The following is an 18,801-nucleotide window of genomic DNA, read 5'->3' as shown; positions in this document are numbered from 1 at the left end:
GTTTATAAAGCTTCACCATTTATTCCTCTTTCAAATGCAGCAACGTTTTGTCTCCAATCAGCAACGACATTATATAAAAATGTCCCCAAAGCAGCTTGCCACCATCCCCCATCAACTACTTCCATTTCTTTCGCATCCATTTCCTGAACACCGAAACCTTTTAAATCTAATGTATTCATTTTTTTTGATTTATAAAAAATTAGTCCCTACTCTATTGTTAGCCTTTTCGGATTCCTGCTCTATTGATCAACACTACTAAATTACTTTTGCTCAATGCACAAAAAAAGCATTCAGAAAATGATTTGAAATAAAATTATCACCCGCATTTGCTTGTCTCATCTGATTTAAATCCAGCAAATGAATATTTTCCTGCTGAACCTCTACCTTGATTTGGATTGAATAGTCTTTTTCATAGTAATACGTATTAAGCGATCTATCAAAAGTAATTGGAGCACCAATATCTCTAAGATATTCAATAATACGGGCCAATCGTGACACAGAAAGCCCGAGGCGGACTGCTAGTTCTGACTGCGTCCCCGTCCTTCTTTGGCGGATCAACTTGTCCAACAAATTAATCCGATCTATATATTGAAATAGCTTCATAATGATTTTAATTTATCGATCCATAAATCTGATAGCGCAGCATGAGCTGATTGAACACCACAGTATATTTGCTGCGGATCGTTTCCGACTCCGCTTTAATCAAATTACTTTTACTCGTATTGACATCATAGATCGATGCCTTGCCCGCTTCAAAACTCCGCAAGGTGTAATCCAAAGATTGCGCTGTTGCCGTGCTCGCTTCTACCGCAATACCATATTGCTTTCTGTTCTCATCCAATTCAAGCAATAGCTTATCTAAGATCTGCTGCTGAGCAAACTTTTCATTATCAATCGCCAATTGTATATTTTGCTGGTTCAAGTCGATCTGCTTCAACTGACGATTTGTTTTTCCTTTGTTGAAGATGGGCACCGAAACCGTCACAGCGAGCTGCTGGGCAAAGTTGTCTTTACTCTGTACAAAAAAAGATCGCGTATTGTCCGCTTTAAAAGCATTGAAATAGGTACTCCCCAAACCAGCGGATCCTTTTACCGTCGGAAATAACGCTGCTTTAACCAACTTGGACTCGACCTCAAGTCCAACAGCTTGACTTCGGAACTTAGCAAATACCGGATTATGCAAATAAGCTTCTTCCCGCAGGTTCGATATATCCGAAAAAGTATGCTCTTGCAGAAGATCACTCTCCGCTACTGGGACAGCCAGGCTTAAGTTATTATAGTCCGGGTAGTTCATCAGCTGGGCTAGTTTGAGCAAGGACTGTTGTCTATCTTTGTGATATTGTTGGTATTGCTGTTTCTCCCGTGCCAGATTGGCTTTTGCTTCGGCAACTACCGACACTGCTGTTGCCCCTACTGCCGTACTTTTCTGTGCTTTATCCAATAACTGCTGTGAAAACTGCATGGCCGAATCCTGGGACACCAACAGTGCCTGAACCAGCAAAGTCTGCAGATAGGCTTCCATCAGCTGAACGGTAAGATTCCTTTTCAATATCTCCTTTTCTATACGTTCCTGTTCCGCCTCGGAAGCGGCTTTCTTGGCTTGGTTTCGAAAATAGTTATATTGGTATAGGGTCAGCTCCGCATTGATCCCCATGTTGCTATTCAGGTTGTCATTGCGCCGAATCGTACCAAACACATCCTGCGATGATCCAAAAGTCGTATAACCATTTGCATAGCCGTTCACACTTGGCAAGCGTTCCCGCAGTGCCATTTCCTGATCCAGCACTTTTATCTTAGCCTTGATGTCCTGCTGTTTGATCGGCAGATGATGAGCCACCGCATAATCGATACAATCCTGTAAAGTCCAGGCTCGCTGCGCCAGCACATTCGTAGATAACAGTACCGCTAAAAAAATAAAACAGCACTTTATCCTGCTTCTTTGATATTTGTTCATCATTGAATAAAAAACAACAGTTAATTTAACACGATCGATTGCTTTTTCCACATATCCCTATAAGCAGACTCTTGGGTTAATAATTCCTCATGTTCGCCCTGTTCGATAAGTACACCATCTTTAAGCACCATAATGGTATCGGCCTCGGCAATCGTACTCAACCGATGGGCAATCACAATCATCGTCTTACCCGAATCTTTAAAGCGACGGAATGCCCGCTGGATTACCTGTTCTGTTGAAGTATCCAAAGCTGAAGTTGCTTCGTCTAAAATCAGAATGTCCGGATTGCGGTATAATGCTCGTGCAATGGCAATTCGTTGCCGCTGTCCACCGGATAGCATGGATCCATTTTCACCCAGCTGAGTTTCAAAACCGGCTGGCAACTTTTCAATAAAAGACATCATGTCCAATTCATTGACCACCTGCAAGAGACGCTGAAAATTGGGGATATCCTCACCAACAGCAATATTGCTGACAACATTACCCGAAAAAAGATCGATCTGTTGGGGCACGATGGCAATGCGTTCCCGAAGGGAGCTCTTCGAAATATAGTTCAGATCGTATTGCCCAATAGAAATCTTCCCCTCCTGTAATGGATACAGCTGTTGAATAAGCGCTCCCAGCGTAGTCTTACCGCTTCCACTTTCTCCGATCACAGCCGTCATCTTGCTCTGTTGTATCCGGCAGCTAAAATTTCGGAATACCTCTACCCGTGATCCGTAAGAAAAACGAACATTATCAAAGACAATATCCCCAACCAGATCCGAAGTAAGCTGTAATTTTTCTTCTGATTCTTCGCGCTCCAGATCCATAATTTCAAACAGGCGATCTGCTGCAATCAATGCATTTTGCAATGTCTTGTTCATGCCGATCAATTGCGTCACCGGACCTGTAAAATAACCGATCAGGGCGTAAAATGAGAGTAGTTCTCCCGGTGTGATCGTACGTTCGATCACATAGTATGAGCCAACCCATAAGAGGATAATGGTAAATAACCGTGACAATAACTCGCCAGAGGTACTGGAAAACAAGCCATTCATCACCGAGGCATAAATGGTTTTCAATACATGCGAAAACCGATTGTCTGTACCACTATTAAAATAAGTTTCAATACCAAACTGCTTGATAGTCTTGACCGAATTGAGCGATTCGACCAGATGAGATTCCAGTTCGGCCCCTTCTTCCATCATCCGGCGCTCTACTTTTTTGTTCAGTTTATTCGAAAGCCAATAGACCCCAAGATAAAAAGGGATAACAAGCAGCATGATCAAAGCCAGCTTCCAGAAGTAGGTAAACATAAGCGCAAAGGAAAAGACTACGATCAACACATTAACGACCGCTTGTATGGCTACATCGTTGATAAAAGCACGAATTTTGACTGCATCATTGACCCGCGATATAATCTCGCCTACTTTCATTGTATCAAAGAAGCGTTGCGGAAGGCTCAGCAAGTGCTTATAGTAACCCAAAATCAGGTATTTATCGATCCTTTGCCCCGTCTGCAGGACCATGACACTTTTCAATGTACCAATGAGCAACTGAAAAATCAGAATGACCAACATACCGATCGAAAGAAGGTTCAATAAGCGCACATTGCCATCGACCAGTACATAATCGGTAATTTTCTCAATGTAAAACGATGTTGAAAGCCCCAGCAGCGTATACACAGCAGCTCCCACCAGTGCCTGAACGATCACCGAGCGATGCGGCCGGATCAGATTCCAGAATCTCTTGTAAACATCGATCTTCTCATTTTTCTGTTCAAAATATTCATTGGGTTCCATTAAGATCAACACCCCAGTCCAAATCTTCTGAAAGGCCTCAAAGGTATATTTTTCTACTTTTCCCAAACCAGGATCCATCACCGTAATTTTATCCTTTTCCACCTGATAGATTACCACATAGTGTTGGAGCTGCTCTTTGAGCACAACATGGGCAATTGCTGGTAAAGGTATCTGCGGAATGGCATCTATAGCGCCCTTGACACCTTTGGCATTAAAACCCATTTGTTGCAGTCCTTGAACCATACCTAACACATTGGTACCACGCGTATCGGTGTGACAGAATTGTCTAATCTTGGCAATAGGAATATGTGTACCATAATAGCCCGCAATAGAAGCCAGACAGGCCGCCCCACAGTCACGGATATCGTGCTGCTTAATGCAAACAGGAGATTTTTTCATTACAAATTTACTGTTGTCAGATTAATAAAGAAATTTTTATAATGCGCTCGTTTTAGCGCCAAGATTTGGATTGAACAGATTGTCGGCCCGATCGAACAGGAGCTGCCATAACGTACGGTCCAAGAGGTAAAACCGCGCATTAAATGTATTTCCCTTTCCTACAAAGGCCTTATTTCCATTGGGGAGGCTCAGAAAGTTTTGATCCATACGGCACCTGACCTTAAAAAAGGATCCTTTTTGTTGATCGTTTACCAGATTGTAGTCAATATCATGCACTGTCCCCGAAAGAAATCCCCATTGGTTATAATTATACGTGTCCATCTGGAATTTGACCGATTGATTCTTTTTGATATAGCCGATCGATTTGGCAGGCACCATACATTCAGCTATAAGCTGATCCTCTGGCGAAATTTCCAAAATATCCTGTCCCTGCACGAGCTGTCCTCCTTTTTGATATCCTTTAAAATTAACCACTGTACCTGTTATGGGCGCTCGAACAATATAATTTTGACCATCAATCAAGATAGACTTTTTCTCGGACGACAGCGACTGTGCCTTCTGTTTCAGTTCGACCAACTTAGCGCTCCATTGCGCCATCTGCTGCTTCCGTATCGTCAAAAACTGATGTTCAAGTTGTTCAAAAGAGTATTGTGTTTTATCAAGTTCTGCTTGGGAAACCACCCCCTGGCTGAATAGCTGATTATGTCGGTCCAGTTCACGGCGTGCTAAGGTAAGCTGCGACTGTATTTCAGACATACGTTGTTCCATGGACAGATATTCCAGTTGATATTGTCCACTTTGCAGACTTTTTGCCCTACCATCAAGAATAAGTTTTAGATCAGCGATTTGCCTCGCATAGTCATCCGTTAAACCCTTATTTAGAGACAATTTATTTTCCAGATCTTCGGAAACAATGATTAGTAGTGTATCCCCCTGTTTTACCTGCTGATTGTTGCCTACTATACGGTTGTCAATAATACGGCCACTGACCAAGGATAGCATCTTTGTATTCTCCATCGTAGGCCTGACGATTCCCTGTGCCGAAATTGAAATCGGCACTTTGATAAACGGTAATAATATCAACCCTATAATTATAGCCACTATCAGCAGCAGGTATATAATATTTGTTCTTTTCATCTTGGTTTTAATCAACAATACAAAACTGTCTATTGTTGATTAAATCCACCACAACCTGAGGTTGTATTTTTAAATTTTCATCAAAATCTGTACTTGACACCCACCGCACTATATCCAACTAAATTCTTAAAAGATTGAAAATTTTCAATTCCATTTTGATTATTAAAAACAGACAAAACAGCGTTGTTTTTAAAACCTAAATTCTGCAACATGTTTTCACAAGTCAATATCAGTTCTAGCTTTTTACTAATGATATATACCGAGGAAAGATCTATATCCATAAACTCGCGCCGTTGATCAACACTATTTATAACGCTATATTTAAGCATTGTCTTCCATTCCGTCCTTTTATGATTAAATTTTGGCCCCAACAAAATCATTAGTGAGTTCTGATCCGTTAGAAGTCCATCTTGATAACCATACCGTGTATAATCGTTTTTGAGGGTCATAGAAATGTTGATCGCTCCTGAGGAAAAAGAATTTAGATTTAGCATATAACCATGATTCCGCTGCTTAATCTGCGATTCTCCAGCACCCGAAAACTGATAAGAGCGGTTGTTCTGATAGTTATAGAGCAAGGAAACATTCATAGGAAACTGATCTTTAAAAAGATTTTGTGCATAAGAGACATCTAGCCCTACATTTCGATAACCCTGAACCAATTTCAAATTTCTTAAAAGCGGAAAAGTCATATCAATAAATTGTACCAGCGCTTTTTCACTGTGCTGTCTATAGAGATTTATTCTAAAAGATTGCCCTTTAAATGGAAAATCATATAAATAGCCGAGCTTTACTGTATTGATTGCATAAATATCATGCAGCAATTGATGGTTTCCAAGTATTGTCTGATCATAAGAGATTACGCGCTGGCTTAGCCCTGATTTGACGTCAGGTGCTTGGGTAGTTCTTCCCCAATTAAAAATTAAACGATTTTTCTTAAATCGATCCAAAAAGTAATCCAAATTAATGTTAGCCAATAAAAAAGTAGAAGTAGATATAGAATCAAATACTTCGATTCTTTGACGCTGCAAGGCTATTGTACTACGAAGGTTAAAGCGTTTTAAATTAAAATTTGCTTCTGTGCGAGCTATATATCGCGTTTTGGCTTGGTTAATATTATCAGGAATAAAGCTATTATGTATATTACTATAAGATAATTCATAGACAAGTGTATTTACTTTTCCCAAAAGCTGTCTCAAATTAGTATGCAATATACTTTCATTGCTTGAAAATTTAATATTCTGTTTATTCCGATTAGTCTGCTCTTTCGTTGTCTCTAAATATTGAAGTTGCCAAGTATCTCTTGAAATCTCATTTTTCCAGTCCCAGCCCATATTCCAGGCTAAGGCATTATTTATCTTGGTCTCATAAGTCAAACGATTTGATAAAATATTGCTCCTCTGCTCCGTCATCTCTCCGAGATTAAAAAGCTCCTTTGTTTGAGGATATATTGATTCGTAACTTCCCTCTCCTTTCAAACGGTCTTGATAACTGGAAAAGATATTTTTGGCAATACTACTTTCACTCAATTTATATCGGAAATTCAACATAGTACCGATCATTCTAGCGCGCAAACTATCCGTACTATTTTTTTCATAAAGATTATTTCCTAAAAATCTGGAATTCTCTTCAGAGAGTCGGATGGACTTCAAATAATTTAAATTCAGAACCGCTTGTAATGAATATCGCTCCGTGTTCTTTTTAATCATTGTCGCATTCAATAAGCTAGATTCATTATTTAGCGTAATGTCCTTCGTATAAAATACCTTCTTATTCTGAGAGGAATAATAACTTGAAGCGACATTGTTAGAACGTATTGCGCCTGCATAATCCTCACTCGACCAGTCCTTATCAAAGACATTATTGATATTCGTCAACGAAAACAAAGAAAGATTGTCGCCAAAATAAAAGAGAAAGGGTTTAAATTTATACTTATTCTTATAGCCTAGAAATGCTTCCACATTTCCTTTCAATATATTCGTAAAACTATCTTTCACCTTTAGATCCAACACTTTCTCTTCATGCTCATTGCCAAGATTGACACGAAATGGATCCTGATAATTGGCAATCACTCTTATGTGATCTAACATTCCAGATTCCATGTTCTCCAAAGCTATTTTATTTTGAAACTCGAAGACTTCTTTACCATTGATCAGAATTTTATTAATCTCTTTCCCACCATGCACGATTTTGTAATTTTCATCGACTTTGAATCCAGGAATCCGTAATAAAATCTCTTTCAGATTGTCTCTATCTTGAAGATTCAAAGCCTTAAGATTATAGACCGTCGTATCATTATTAAAGGACGCAAAGCCTTTGTTCATATTTACCAATACTTCATCCATGCGAATAGACTCATCGCTTAGCATGATCACTGCAGGAAAATCAGATGCTTTACTCACTTTAGTTCGAAAAGTTTGAAAAGACATAGATCTCACCTTTAGTATGAACGGAAATCCATGTTCACGCAAACGGTATCTGCCTTTGTCGTCCGTCGTCATATAGTGCAGCATACGATCAGAATCCTGTACACTATAGAGACTAATTATTGCTCCTGAAATCGGATCTCCACTGGTTCGGGAAACTACACGACCATCAAGCAGCTGAGCTGAAGCACAATAACAAGAAAAAATGAAGAATAAAATGAAGAAAATACCCGACCAAAACCTCATTTGTTGTCCTAATCAATAATATTTTCAGTTTTCATCTTTTTTAGCAAAGGGGCTACCTGTTCTCTATACTTGGCGTAAGAAATACCAGTCTTTTTCTGAGCTGCATTCATTTGATTTTCGATATTCTTGGAAAATGCCTCTTTTGTTATTTTATCGATTTTGATAACATAGTAATCATTCTCCAACAAAACTGCCAAACCCGGAAGTTTAGCTCCGATATAGGGTCCAAAACTAATCGGATAATCTTCACAAAACCATACTACGGTATTGAAAGGATCATTCTTAAGGACTGCTTTACGGCAATTAAAATTGCCAACTTTCATTATTTCCTGTTTTACATCCCATTGTAATACTGCCGGCGAGTCTCGCACCTTAAATTGCTTACCGCGGAATAGATCTTCAAAATATAGGTTACCGGCCTGATCATAAAAAGAGAATAAATGTTTGAATGGGGGAGGACCATCCAATCCAATTTCTTTCTGTTCCAAGAGGATTGATCTCCCCTTGGATACATCAACATACAATGCATATTGTACTTCGAAACCCTCAATCAAATCTTTATATCCTTGCAAAAACACTGGATCATTTACTTCTTGCTCCAATCTCGCATTGAGAGAAGAGGAAAGCAATGTTCCTTTATAGGTAATCTTATATTGATTTTGCGCAACACAAAGTAACGCATATATACAAAAACTAAACGATAACAATATTTTTTTCATATGTTGATTTTTTCACGAATAGAATACTAATCGCAGCCAAAATTATATAAATAAGATTAAGAGTTAAATGTTCCTTGAATGGTAATTGCGCCATAATACCACCACAGCCGCAGGAAGGATAAAAATAGTATAATTCTAATATAATAATATAGAGGGTATAAACTGCAAAAAGAAGAATAGTCAAATAAAATCCTATTTTTCGATAGGCCAATAAGAAGAAAGCAACAATCAACTCCGCAACGATCACAGCTATCGCAAAATACTTCACGGAATTTACATAAAACAAATTAGTTCCAACTAATGTATCCATGAAAGTTTCAAAATTTTTAATCTTTTGATATACAGAAATCATGAGTAACACAAAAAGCCCAAATTGTATAACCGATACAATAAAATATAAAAGATATCTTTTCATAAAGTTATTTTTTGAAAAATAACGTAATCTTGGCATAACGACCAGACCTATATTTATCCCCAAATATTAAGCTAAACTTATCAGCCGTTAAATGATTGGTGAAGATGGGATAAGAATATTGACTGATATCAAAATCAAAATTGAGCTTAAAGCTATCTTTATATTTTCCTTCCACGAGATCATACCGATCATAAAGTATATAACTATTTTTAGTGCTGATAATATTTGTCCGTACATACAAAATATTGTCAAAGATTTCTAGACCTTTATACAACCCTTCCAGCTGTATATTGTATGCCTTATTGGACTTCCCCTTAAAATCAAAGGTATCTATAGTGGTAATTTCACGAACAAATCTTCCGTCTTGATCAAATTCATAAAAGCTTGATCGATTATCGAACACATACAGTATACGATCTTGGAATACATAAAATTTACCACCATAGACACCAGGGTCTCCATTAACGGGATCTTTAGTCTCAATTGCTTTTATCAATGTTTGAGTTTGTTGCAAGGTATCAATAAGGTAAAAACCCAATCTTTCATCCTTTACTCCTGTGGATAGCAAAATATCTGGTTTCTTGCTGAGCTTGGCTGTACTAATTACAGTATATCCATCAAAATTGACAATATTCAATTTTTCAGAAACTAAGTTATACGTACCAAAACTTTTTCCTTTTGTAGATGAATTATAGAAATATATACTATGTTCATCTTGTCCTATAACCAATCCAAAAGGATACTTTTTAGATACGTCCATTGTATGATGTTCAAGATTAGCAGCATCCCAATAATGAACTTGTTGATTACTCTCTTTGAGATAATACCGTTCCACACTGGAACTTGCTATTTGATACAGTTTATCACCGAAATCTGCAGGTTTTAATGATTTAGTATAAGGTACAGCCTCCAAATCATTTTGCAAATCACCGTAGATGGTCTTCCCTTCAATTTGAAGTGCATCACAAACAACAATATTTCGCTTTTCTAGTGCATTGAAGCTGCTTGGTGATTTTAAACCACAGGAAATCAACAACACTAAACTTGGTATTAACAATTGGATTTTCATTAGATGAATTTATATACTTAAATTTTACTGATTGTCTGAGGGTGTTGGTTGGGATTCCTCATCTGGCATTGGTTCAACATGAGAATTATCAGAACCTTTATAAACCAAACCCCACAGAATACAAGAAGAGCCACTTCCTGGACAGATTCTAACACCATTGGAGGTAGAAGCATGGTCTTTCTCGTTTGTACCCGCATAGGAATGCATAGACAAAAATACACATACCATAACACATAATGTGCTTATAGTTTTCACTAAAATAATTTTCATAAAAAATAGCTTAAATTAAATACAGCCTTGTAGCCCTTAGCTACAAGACTTGTTATAAAATAGAGTTAGGCTCCTGGTTCAGCTGGTGTATCCTGAGATTCGTCGTCCTTTCCAATTTCAATAAAGCCACTACCGTCGCCTTTTTCAATTGCACCCCAAAGAACGCAACCTTTGCCATCACCAGGACATACTTTCACGCCTGCATTTGATGCTTTCACCAAATCAATCTTAGAAATACCTACAAGAGTAAATATTACCGCCAATAAGGCAAGAGAATTTTTTTTCACTGTTTTCATAAAATTAGAAATTATTTATTGAATCCTACTCTATTTTAAAGCTTTTTCGGCAACTGCTTCTGTTGATCAACGATACAAATTTGGGCATTACCCATTACATCCACCACAACCTGAGGTTGTATTTTAAAATTTATTAATTAACTTACAACGCAAATTAATAGTGTTTAATGAAATTCTTTGATATATTCCCAACTTTCGCCGAATCCCCCTATTCCTATATTGTCGTACCGATTATATTGGTATGCAGCATCATTGGATTTTATAATAAATCGTTTTTCCATGCACTGATCCTGCACCCCTACGAAATAGCAAGAGGTAAGCGTATTCATACTTTGCTTACCTCGGCTTTGATTCATCGCAACTGGATTCACCTCTTGTTTAATTGTATTGTAATTTTTGGATTAGGGTATGATATGTGTGCTGTCTTAAATCAAGCACACGGAATTACTATTGCTTACGTCTTTACTATATTTATTTTTCTCCTTCTTATAATCCTACCAAATCTCATCCAAACACTTTTTAAAAAGAAAGACTTCACATTTACCGCTGTGGGTTCATCTGGCCTTTCCTTTGGACTATTCGGTTTTTCTGGACTATTTTTCCCTTTGCAAAAAATGAATCATTTATTCATTCCATGGATTCATAATTCAACGCACTATTGGATATATGCTTTACTAACATCAGTACTACTTTCCCTCATCAAAATATCCAAAATAAATAGATCCTTACACTTGGTCGCATTTGTTCTTGGCTCCATATTAGCACTAATTATGAGCCCCTATGCTATCGAATTGAAAGACGCATTTTAAGGTTTAAGATAATTCCATATGGATTCTAACCAATTTGTATTTTTCTCACCCTCCCGCTCCGATCCTCCTTCAATCTCCAACACTTCATTTGCATCCAACTCGCTAACATTAATTTCTTTTAATTTCTTTTCCATGATATCTCAATATTTATTTTTATCAAAATTCATGGAAAAGAGGCTGAGCTACCACAACCTAGGGTTATAGACTATAACTAGAAGTTTTAACATCGAAAAACTTCACAACTTCAAGTTATATTTATTAAATTAGGCCATTCGATAATTTGGGTTTTTAAAGAATGGCAAGAGAAGAAATCGGAACAATTATTAGGCAGAAAAGAGAAAGTCTCAGGATATCACAGGAAGCTGTTGCATTCGTTTTGGAGATATCACAGGCTGCCTATTCAAAAATCGAACGCAATGAGACGAAGCTAAAGGTAGAGCAGGTATACAAAATAGCGGATTATTTTGGTATCACGATCTATGAACTTTTACCACCTGCTTTGGCTAGCGATATAACAGGAGAGAATATATTTGGCTTAATCTATCATTATAGCAAACTTGTTCTAAAGAAAATAATTGCCTTATTTCAAGGGAAACGATCTCAAAGTAAAGCCTAATCCCCCGCTTACACTTCTCCTTATTTTTTAATAGACTTCAACACCTTATCCAATACTGGATCTTTCCCCTTGATAACATCATCAACACTCCGCACGACAGGAATATCCGGCATGACACCCCGCCCCGCTTCGTTTACTTGATAATAAGGTTTGACATCCATTAGGCCAAAACGCCAACGCAGATGGGAGTTTGGAAGTTTCAGCACTGGAAGAACTCCCGCAACTGTGCCACTAGCTGCCCCACCTGTCTCCTCGCCCACAAACACAGCCCGCTTCCCAACTTTTAGATTTGTAGCAATTAAACTCGCAGCAGAAAAAGTACCGCCATCAATCAATACAAATAAATCACCGCGATAGCGACTGCCTTTTGATTTCTCGACTTTGCTCCCTGTAAGGTGGGTATAATTTATCCCATCTTTGGAGAAGCTCTTTGTCCAGGATACTACAGCACTTGGAATAATAAATGGTGATAAAATGGGATAAGACCAGCCCGGCAATCCTTTTACCTGATAAAACGGCAAGTTGAATTTTGAGGTGATAACTGCCGGCTGAACAAATTGGAATTTATCCTCTTCCACTAAGTAACTGTATAGTTCACGGACATCGGACAAACGTCCACCCAAATTGCCACGAAGATCCAAGATCAGGTATTGGACCGAATTAAGCTCCAGCCGATCAAAAATCCTTCTATAGGCTTCTTTTGGACGTCCATACGAAAAGTCAACCACTTTCAATAAAGCAACACTACTATCGCCTTTAACAGGGAAAGAGAGCTGTTTACTCATTCTTTTTAGGTTGGCATTATACCCAAAGATTTTACGCTGCTTTTTTTGATCACTTTTCTTCTGATCAGGTTGGCTCACTTTTTTCACAACCGAGGCCCTTATCCCTGATTTAGCCTTTGTATCGACACTGTCAAACCTTCTGACCACAGTCCGCTGATATGTACTATCGGCGCGAGAAAACAAAACCGAAATAGAATCTTTATACCCCAGTTCCAATTGGTAATACCGCGGTAATAAACGCTCAAAAGCCTGATCGATAAATGTCGTATTATAGCCGTCCGACGTAAAGGTTGGACGATATTTTGTGTACAGATTTTGTGGTTGTATCCCCTCAATAGAAAGAATTTTAGAGCCTGCTACCAAACTTGAATCTAACGTTCCATTTTTTGAGAGATAGAGTGTATTTTCCTGCCAATGAAATCCCAGTTGTGAAAAGGGACCCTTACTTTTTTGATAACGGACTTTATCCTTACCTTTCGGGTCAAATTTGGAAATAAGGGGACTCAGCGTCATATGCCCCTGCCGAACTTGAGCCAGTACAGATGCTAATGCCAACTGAAACTGATTGGGCAATAATGGCTGGCGGATCGCCCTACGAAGGCTGTCGAACTTACCCTTTAACTGATCTTCTCGCACATATAGAAACAAGTCTGGATGCATTTTCCATAAGTTATGCTCAACATAGTTGATGTCTTGCTGCATAGCTTCCACCGCCAGGGGAGTTTCAATAAATCGATTGTACTTCTCGACATTTGCACAGCTCAGCAATGTCAGCACATACACCAATACGAATAGATAAATAGTTGGCCTTTTCATTTGTAGTAAGATACAAAAAAAGCCTTCCAATTTTCATGAAAAGCTTTTCTCTATCGTTAATTACTAATCTTACTCTTTTTCTACTTGCATGTAGTTTAGTTCAAGTGGCGTCTTACGACCGAAGACTTTCACCATCACGATTAATTTCTTTTTATCTTCGTGGACTTCTTCGATTTCTCCGGTAAATCCGTTGAAAGGACCGTCGTTGACTTTCACTGTTTCACCCACATAGTAAGGAACGTTAATGGTTTCACCTTGCTCGGCCATTTCATCCACTTTACCTAGGATACGATTTACTTCTGCTTGGCGCAAAGGAACCGCGTTACCAGCTTTATCGCCCAAGAAACCAATTACACTATTGATATTTTTGATGATGTGCTCTAACTCACCGTCAAGAGCTGCTTCTAATAAAACATAACCAGGATAGTAGTTACGTTCTTTAGCAACTTTCTTACCATCGCGCATCAAGTAGTATTTTTCCATTGGAATCAACACCTGAGGAATCAAGTGCTCAATACCTAAACGGCTAACTTCGGCATCAATATATTGCTTTACTTTCTTTTCTTTACCACTTACAGCACGAACTACGTACCACTTTAAACCTTGATCTGCCATAAATAAATACGATTGAAAAATTAAGAAGCAATACCGTACAAGAATTCTAACCCTACGCTTGAAGCTTTATCCATTACAAAGACAACCAATGCAATAAGAAGAGACGCAACAAGCACAATAACAGCTGAACTTTGTAACTGAGACCATGTAGGCCAAGTCACTTTCTCAGTGATCTCTACATAAGAGTCTTTAAAAAAATCAAGTACTTTTGCCATTTTAGTTTATCTGTTTTTATAAGCACGGGCACCAGGACTCGAACCCAGACCAAAGGTTTTGGAGACCTTCGTTCTACCTTTAAACTATGCCCGTGTATTTCTTATTTTGTGATGCAAATATAGTGTTTTAAACCACTTTCTGCAAATCTTTTTTCACTTTTTTTTATTCTAATCCGATAAATCGCTTATCGAAAAAATAAGCTAATCAACCTCAGTCGATTAGCTTATTCTATGTGATTCTAAATCTTTATTAAAGACTAGATAATTTCAGTTACCTGACCAGCACCTACTGTACGACCACCCTCACGGATAGCGAAACGTAGACCTTTTTCCATCGCAATAGCAGAAATTAATTTCACGCTGATTGTAACGTTATCACCTGGCATAACCATTTCAGTACCTTCTGGTAAAGAGATCTCTCCAGTTACGTCAGTTGTACGGAAATAGAATTGAGGACGGTATTTGTTGAAGAATGGAGTGTGACGACCACCTTCAGCTTTTGACAATACGTAAACCTCAGCTTTGAAATGATCGTGAGGAGTTACTGAACCTGGTTTACAGATAACCATACCACGTTTGATATCAGTTTTCTCAATACCACGTAACAATAAACCTACGTTATCACCAGCCTCACCGTAATCTAAGATTTTACGGAACATCTCAACACCTGTTACTGTAGATTTCAAGTTCTCAGCACCCATACCTAAGATCTCAACTGGATCACCAGAGTTGATTACACCTCTTTCGATACGACCTGTAGCAACTGTACCACGACCTGTGATCGAGAATACGTCTTCTACTGGCATCAAGAAAGGTAAGTCAGTCAAACGTGGAGGAATTGGAATGTAGTTATCTACAGCATCCATTAATTCCATGATTTTCTCAACCCACTCAGGCTCACCGTTCAATGCACCTAAAGCAGAACCTTTGATTACAGGGATATCATCACCAGGGAATTCGTAGAATGATAATAACTCACGAACTTCCATTTCAACTAAGTCTAACAACTCAGGGTCATCAACTAAGTCAGTTTTGTTCATGAATACTACTAACGCAGGAACACCTACTTGGCGAGCCAACAAGATGTGCTCACGAGTTTGAGGCATAGGACCATCAGTCGCAGCAACTACGATGATAGCACCGTCCATTTGAGCAGCACCAGTTACCATGTTCTTAACGTAGTCAGCGTGACCTGGACAGTCAACGTGTGCATAGTGACGGTTAGCTGTAGAATATTCTACGTGTGCAGTATTGATTGTGATACCACGCTCTTTTTCTTCAGGAGCAGAGTCAATTGAATCAAATGAACGAGCTTCTGACAAACCTTTATCAGCCAATACTTTAGTGATAGCAGCTGTAGTTGTAGTTTTACCGTGGTCAACGTGACCGATAGTACCAATGTTTAAGTGTGGTTTACTACGGTCAAATTTCTCTTTTGCCATGTTTATGCGAATTAGTAATTATAAATTATTTCTATTTGTTATATACTCTTGCTTAACTTTTACACAAGTACGAGCCAAAGATGGGATTTGAACCCACGACCTCTTCCTTACCAAGGAAGTGCTCTACCCCTGAGCTACTTCGGCTTACTAAAAAACCTTATTTACGTATTAATGCCCCCACCTTTAGATACATTATTATCAAAGAAGATAGAGACTAAATTTAATACTTGAAAAATTTGAGCGGAAGACGAGGTTCGAACTCGCGACCTATAGCTTGGAAGGCTATCGCTCTACCAACTGAGCTACTTCCGCTTAATAATTAGAAACTAGAGTAAATCTAACACCCTAATTAAAATAAAGTGTGGAGGGAGAAGGATTCGAACCTTCGAAGCCGAAGCAACGGATTTACAGTCCGTCCCATTTGACCGCTCTGGAACCCCTCCAGACCTGTAACTTTCGTTACATTTAGAGCCTCTTATCGGAATCGAACCAATGACCTACTGATTACAAGTCAGTTGCTCTACCAGCTGAGCTAAAGAGGCTTCTAATATCTTTATTTAAACTTACAATCTATCAACGTCTGACCAAGCATTTCTACCTTTTCAGCGAGTGCAAATATCGAATTTACTTTTGATTTCTGCAAGTTTATTTTTTTATTTTTTTTCATTTAAAGAACTAAGCAAACTTTTGTTGTTTTGAACCGTTGTTCCCTTGTTTGCTGATGCAAAGATAGACACAAAACTCACTTTACAAAAATATTTGTCAAAAAAAAAAAGACAGTTTTTGGCAATTATACTGATATGCAGCACAATAATTTTTGGTTCCATATTTACCTGTTTTGGTTATTTGGCTAATATACTATCTTTGGGCATGCAAATTTTACCGCAATCACTTTCAAAACTTACCCGATACTCCGTACTATTTACGGTACTTTTAATGGGATCGGCCGAATTGAAAGCTCAAAATATTATTCAAAAATTGAGTAAAAAATTTCTTTCCGCTGAAAGAGATTCGACACGTTCCGGTAGTTTTATGATTTTACCGGCCGTTGGTTATGCGCAGGAAACGGGAGTTGAATACGGCCTGGCGAGCGCGTATAATTTTTATCTGGACAAATCTGATCCCAAAATCCGCACCTCCACCGTCACGGTCATGGGAACCTTTACATCCAATAGTCAGTCCAACTTCAAACTACAGACCGATCTTTGGACTAAAAACAACGACTACCATCTGATTAGTGAAATACGCTACCGTAATTGGCCCTTTAACTATTATGGCGTCGGTATGGACACTTGGAAAGCCGATGAAGAACGCATTGATCAAAAATTATTTCGCGTCAAACTCGAAGCCGAGAAAAAAATCAGCAACAACCTGTATTCGGGTATCAACATTCAATACGATAACTTCACCATTCGTAGCGACAGTGCCGATCGCATTTTCAATCATTCCGATCTTATTGGAAAGCATGGCGGACAACAGCTACTCATAGGTCTTTCGCAATTGTTTGACAATAGGGACAACGTTTCTTATACAACAAAGGGGTATTATGCTAAATTGCGGCTGGCCTATGCTCCAAAGTTATGGACAAGTACTGATTTTACGGGGGCAAACCTCGATGTAGATCTCCGTGGCTTTATTCCCCTGCACAACCAAGTCACGCTGGCCCTGCAAGGAATCTTTCGTTCCACATTTGGAAAAACCGTCCCATTTTACAACTACCGTGAGCTCGGTGGAGACATGATGATGCGCGGTTATTACCTCGGACGTTACCGGGACAAGAATTATCTTGCCTCACAGGCTGAACTGCGTTATCGCTTTCATCCACGCTTTGGCATCGTTGGATTTTCAGGACTCGGATCGACCTTTTCCAAGGAAAATAGCAGTCGATATGTCGCAAGTTATGGTGGTGGTTTACGCTACTTCTTTAGTCTCGAACACAATAGCAGCATACGCTTTGATTATTCTTTTGGTGAACAAAGACCCGGAGAAAAACGACAGTCGGGTTTCTATCTGTCCCTAAGTGAAGCTTTTTAATAAACAAGAGCATCCATATAGGCATGGATGCTCTTGTTTATTCTTGCCTAATGACATCCACCTTTTCCTTTTTCCCCTCCTCTCCAATTCCCTCAACTTCAGCTAAAATAGTTGATGCCCAACGGAACGCTGTAGATGACTGACCATCGACATTCAAAAAGAGGTCGGAACAGAAGGCTAGATCGGAACAGAAGGCTAAAATCGAATCAGAAAATTCTCTTTTCGCTGTCCTTTTCTAAAGTAAACCAACCCAATTCGGTATAGATCTATCGTAACTACACTATGATCATCCTCCTTCAGCTTATTCCAATAGACTTCCCTTTTCACTGATAAATGGGGCTCGTTTATAATTAATAGATCTCGATCCCCAATATTTTCCAAAAAATTCAGGTCAAGATCGTCCTGGTCAATATAATAAATATGTCGGTACGCATAACGTCCACATTGGTCGTGCAAAAGACTCCTATAACTTTCGCGCGGATGATCGGCCCAGTAGCTAAAATTGTCGTAAGCAAATGTCCTTAATAATCGATCGATTAATGCATACTTTTTCTGTTCTACCTTGCTCTCGTTTTGAATAGTTTGTGGTAATTCTGAAACGCTCGCTTTGGATGTCTTTTGATAAATTACTTCGTCTACCAATTTATAAACAAAAGGAGAATGGGTCCCATGGCGACTATGGGATACAAAATAATGTCGCCAATACTTAAGCATGTAGTTCATTTCGCTGCAAACATCGCTAAATTTTATGATT

20 protein-coding genes and 5 tRNA genes are annotated in these 18,801 nt (G+C 38.7%); 3 read left to right on the top strand and 22 right to left on the bottom strand.

Annotated elements, in window-relative coordinates; genetic code table 11:
- Positions 1 to 2: 2 nt before the first annotated feature.
- The 11 genes from BV902_RS27240 to BV902_RS06075 all read right to left on the bottom strand — a co-directional run bounded on the left by BV902_RS27240 (position 3) and on the right by BV902_RS06075 (position 10,715).
- A complete protein-coding gene (locus tag BV902_RS27240) occupies positions 3 to 179 on the bottom strand; it encodes a hypothetical protein (RefSeq protein WP_157625906.1) in 177 nt (58 codons plus the stop codon).
- 91 nt (positions 180 to 270) lie between these two features.
- Positions 271 to 603, bottom strand: coding sequence for a hypothetical protein (locus BV902_RS06120; RefSeq protein WP_070566309.1), 333 nt, complete (start codon positions 601 to 603; stop codon positions 271 to 273).
- A gap of 7 nt (positions 604 to 610) precedes the next feature.
- Positions 611 to 1,957: a TolC family protein gene (locus tag BV902_RS06115; RefSeq protein WP_157625904.1), complete on the bottom strand. Its 1,347-nt coding sequence runs from the start codon at positions 1,955 to 1,957 to the stop codon at positions 611 to 613.
- 17 nt (positions 1,958 to 1,974) lie between these two features.
- The gene (locus tag BV902_RS06110; RefSeq protein WP_075991184.1) at positions 1,975 to 4,137 is read right to left on the bottom strand and encodes a peptidase domain-containing ABC transporter; all 2,163 of its coding nucleotides are present in this window, start codon (positions 4,135 to 4,137) and stop codon (positions 1,975 to 1,977) included.
- 36 nt (positions 4,138 to 4,173) lie between these two features.
- Positions 4,174 to 5,274 carry an HlyD family secretion protein gene (locus BV902_RS06105; protein WP_075991183.1) on the bottom strand — a complete coding sequence of 367 codons (1,101 nt, stop codon included), beginning with the start codon at positions 5,272 to 5,274 and terminating at the stop codon, positions 4,174 to 4,176.
- A gap of 80 nt (positions 5,275 to 5,354) precedes the next feature.
- Positions 5,355 to 7,946: a carboxypeptidase-like regulatory domain-containing protein gene (locus tag BV902_RS06100; RefSeq protein ID WP_075991182.1), complete on the bottom strand. Its 2,592-nt coding sequence runs from the start codon at positions 7,944 to 7,946 to the stop codon at positions 5,355 to 5,357.
- Between the two features lie 8 nt (positions 7,947 to 7,954).
- Positions 7,955 to 8,665: a GLPGLI family protein gene (locus tag BV902_RS06095; RefSeq protein WP_070566299.1), complete on the bottom strand. Its 711-nt coding sequence runs from the start codon at positions 8,663 to 8,665 to the stop codon at positions 7,955 to 7,957.
- Complete coding sequence (locus BV902_RS06090) at positions 8,640 to 9,080, bottom strand: MauE/DoxX family redox-associated membrane protein (RefSeq protein ID WP_157625902.1); 441 nt, start codon at positions 9,078 to 9,080, stop codon at positions 8,640 to 8,642. Before BV902_RS06090 ends, BV902_RS06095 begins: the two co-directional genes overlap by 26 nt.
- A 4-nt stretch (positions 9,081 to 9,084) precedes the next feature.
- Positions 9,085 to 10,149 carry a hypothetical protein gene (locus tag BV902_RS06085; RefSeq protein ID WP_075991180.1) on the bottom strand — a complete coding sequence of 355 codons (1,065 nt, stop codon included), beginning with the start codon at positions 10,147 to 10,149 and terminating at the stop codon, positions 9,085 to 9,087.
- Between the two features lie 24 nt (positions 10,150 to 10,173).
- On the bottom strand, positions 10,174 to 10,404 hold the full coding sequence (locus tag BV902_RS06080; RefSeq protein WP_145329971.1) for a hypothetical protein: 231 nt from the start codon (positions 10,402 to 10,404) through the stop codon (positions 10,174 to 10,176).
- An 80-nt stretch (positions 10,405 to 10,484) separates the two neighbouring features.
- On the bottom strand, positions 10,485 to 10,715 hold the full coding sequence (locus tag BV902_RS06075; RefSeq protein WP_075991178.1) for a hypothetical protein: 231 nt from the start codon (positions 10,713 to 10,715) through the stop codon (positions 10,485 to 10,487).
- Between the two features lie 167 nt (positions 10,716 to 10,882).
- Between BV902_RS06075 and BV902_RS06070 the strand changes: the two genes are divergently transcribed.
- Entirely contained in the window at positions 10,883 to 11,524 is a 642-nt protein-coding gene (locus tag BV902_RS06070; RefSeq protein ID WP_075991177.1) for a rhomboid family intramembrane serine protease, read from the top strand.
- On the opposite strand, the gene BV902_RS27235 is transcribed toward BV902_RS06070, so the two are convergent.
- A complete protein-coding gene (locus BV902_RS27235) occupies positions 11,521 to 11,658 on the bottom strand; it encodes a hypothetical protein (protein WP_157625900.1) in 138 nt (45 codons plus the stop codon). The genes BV902_RS06070 and BV902_RS27235 overlap by 4 nt on opposite strands.
- Before the next feature lie 161 nt (positions 11,659 to 11,819).
- On the opposite strand from BV902_RS27235, the gene BV902_RS06065 reads away from it, so the two are divergent.
- Positions 11,820 to 12,140, top strand: a complete 321-nt coding sequence (locus BV902_RS06065) for a helix-turn-helix domain-containing protein (protein WP_075991176.1) — start codon at positions 11,820 to 11,822, stop codon at positions 12,138 to 12,140.
- A 20-nt stretch (positions 12,141 to 12,160) separates the two neighbouring features.
- Here BV902_RS06065 and BV902_RS06060 read toward each other — a convergent pair whose 3' ends face one another.
- The 9 genes from BV902_RS06060 to BV902_RS06020 all read right to left on the bottom strand — a co-directional run bounded on the left by BV902_RS06060 (position 12,161) and on the right by BV902_RS06020 (position 16,555).
- Positions 12,161 to 13,741 (bottom strand): S41 family peptidase, encoded by a 1,581-nt coding sequence (locus BV902_RS06060; protein ID WP_075991175.1) that lies wholly within the window; start codon positions 13,739 to 13,741, stop codon positions 12,161 to 12,163.
- Between the two features lie 69 nt (positions 13,742 to 13,810).
- The gene (nusG, locus tag BV902_RS06055) at positions 13,811 to 14,356 is read right to left on the bottom strand and encodes a transcription termination/antitermination protein NusG (protein ID WP_046672242.1); all 546 of its coding nucleotides are present in this window, start codon (positions 14,354 to 14,356) and stop codon (positions 13,811 to 13,813) included.
- Between the two features lie 20 nt (positions 14,357 to 14,376).
- Positions 14,377 to 14,571, bottom strand: coding sequence for a preprotein translocase subunit SecE (gene secE / locus BV902_RS06050; protein ID WP_028072657.1), 195 nt, complete (start codon positions 14,569 to 14,571; stop codon positions 14,377 to 14,379).
- Between the two features lie 23 nt (positions 14,572 to 14,594).
- Positions 14,595 to 14,665: transfer RNA gene (locus BV902_RS06045), tRNA-Trp, on the bottom strand.
- Positions 14,666 to 14,828: 163 nt separating this feature from the next.
- Positions 14,829 to 16,013 (bottom strand): elongation factor Tu, encoded by a 1,185-nt coding sequence (tuf, locus tag BV902_RS06040; RefSeq protein ID WP_075991174.1) that lies wholly within the window; start codon positions 16,011 to 16,013, stop codon positions 14,829 to 14,831.
- A 72-nt stretch (positions 16,014 to 16,085) separates the two neighbouring features.
- Positions 16,086 to 16,157: transfer RNA gene (locus BV902_RS06035), tRNA-Thr, on the bottom strand.
- 95 nt (positions 16,158 to 16,252) lie between these two features.
- Positions 16,253 to 16,325 (bottom strand) — tRNA-Gly (locus tag BV902_RS06030).
- A 50-nt stretch (positions 16,326 to 16,375) separates the two neighbouring features.
- Positions 16,376 to 16,456: transfer RNA gene (locus BV902_RS06025), tRNA-Tyr, on the bottom strand.
- Between the two features lie 26 nt (positions 16,457 to 16,482).
- Positions 16,483 to 16,555, bottom strand: a tRNA-Thr gene (locus BV902_RS06020).
- A gap of 328 nt (positions 16,556 to 16,883) precedes the next feature.
- Between BV902_RS06020 and BV902_RS06015 the strand changes: the two genes are divergently transcribed.
- Positions 16,884 to 18,047: a BamA/TamA family outer membrane protein gene (locus tag BV902_RS06015; protein WP_075991173.1), complete on the top strand. Its 1,164-nt coding sequence runs from the start codon at positions 16,884 to 16,886 to the stop codon at positions 18,045 to 18,047.
- 195 nt (positions 18,048 to 18,242) lie between these two features.
- Here BV902_RS06015 and BV902_RS27985 read toward each other — a convergent pair whose 3' ends face one another.
- On the bottom strand, positions 18,243 to 18,761 hold the full coding sequence (locus BV902_RS27985) for a hypothetical protein (protein WP_075991172.1): 519 nt from the start codon (positions 18,759 to 18,761) through the stop codon (positions 18,243 to 18,245).
- Positions 18,762 to 18,801: the final 40 nt, after the last annotated feature.

The organism is Sphingobacterium sp. B29 (genome assembly GCF_001952815.1).
Lineage (GTDB): Bacteria > Bacteroidota > Bacteroidia > Sphingobacteriales > Sphingobacteriaceae > Sphingobacterium > Sphingobacterium siyangense.
The sequence above is the reverse complement of the archived record's forward strand: the minus strand, read 5'-3'. Positions and strand labels throughout refer to the sequence as shown.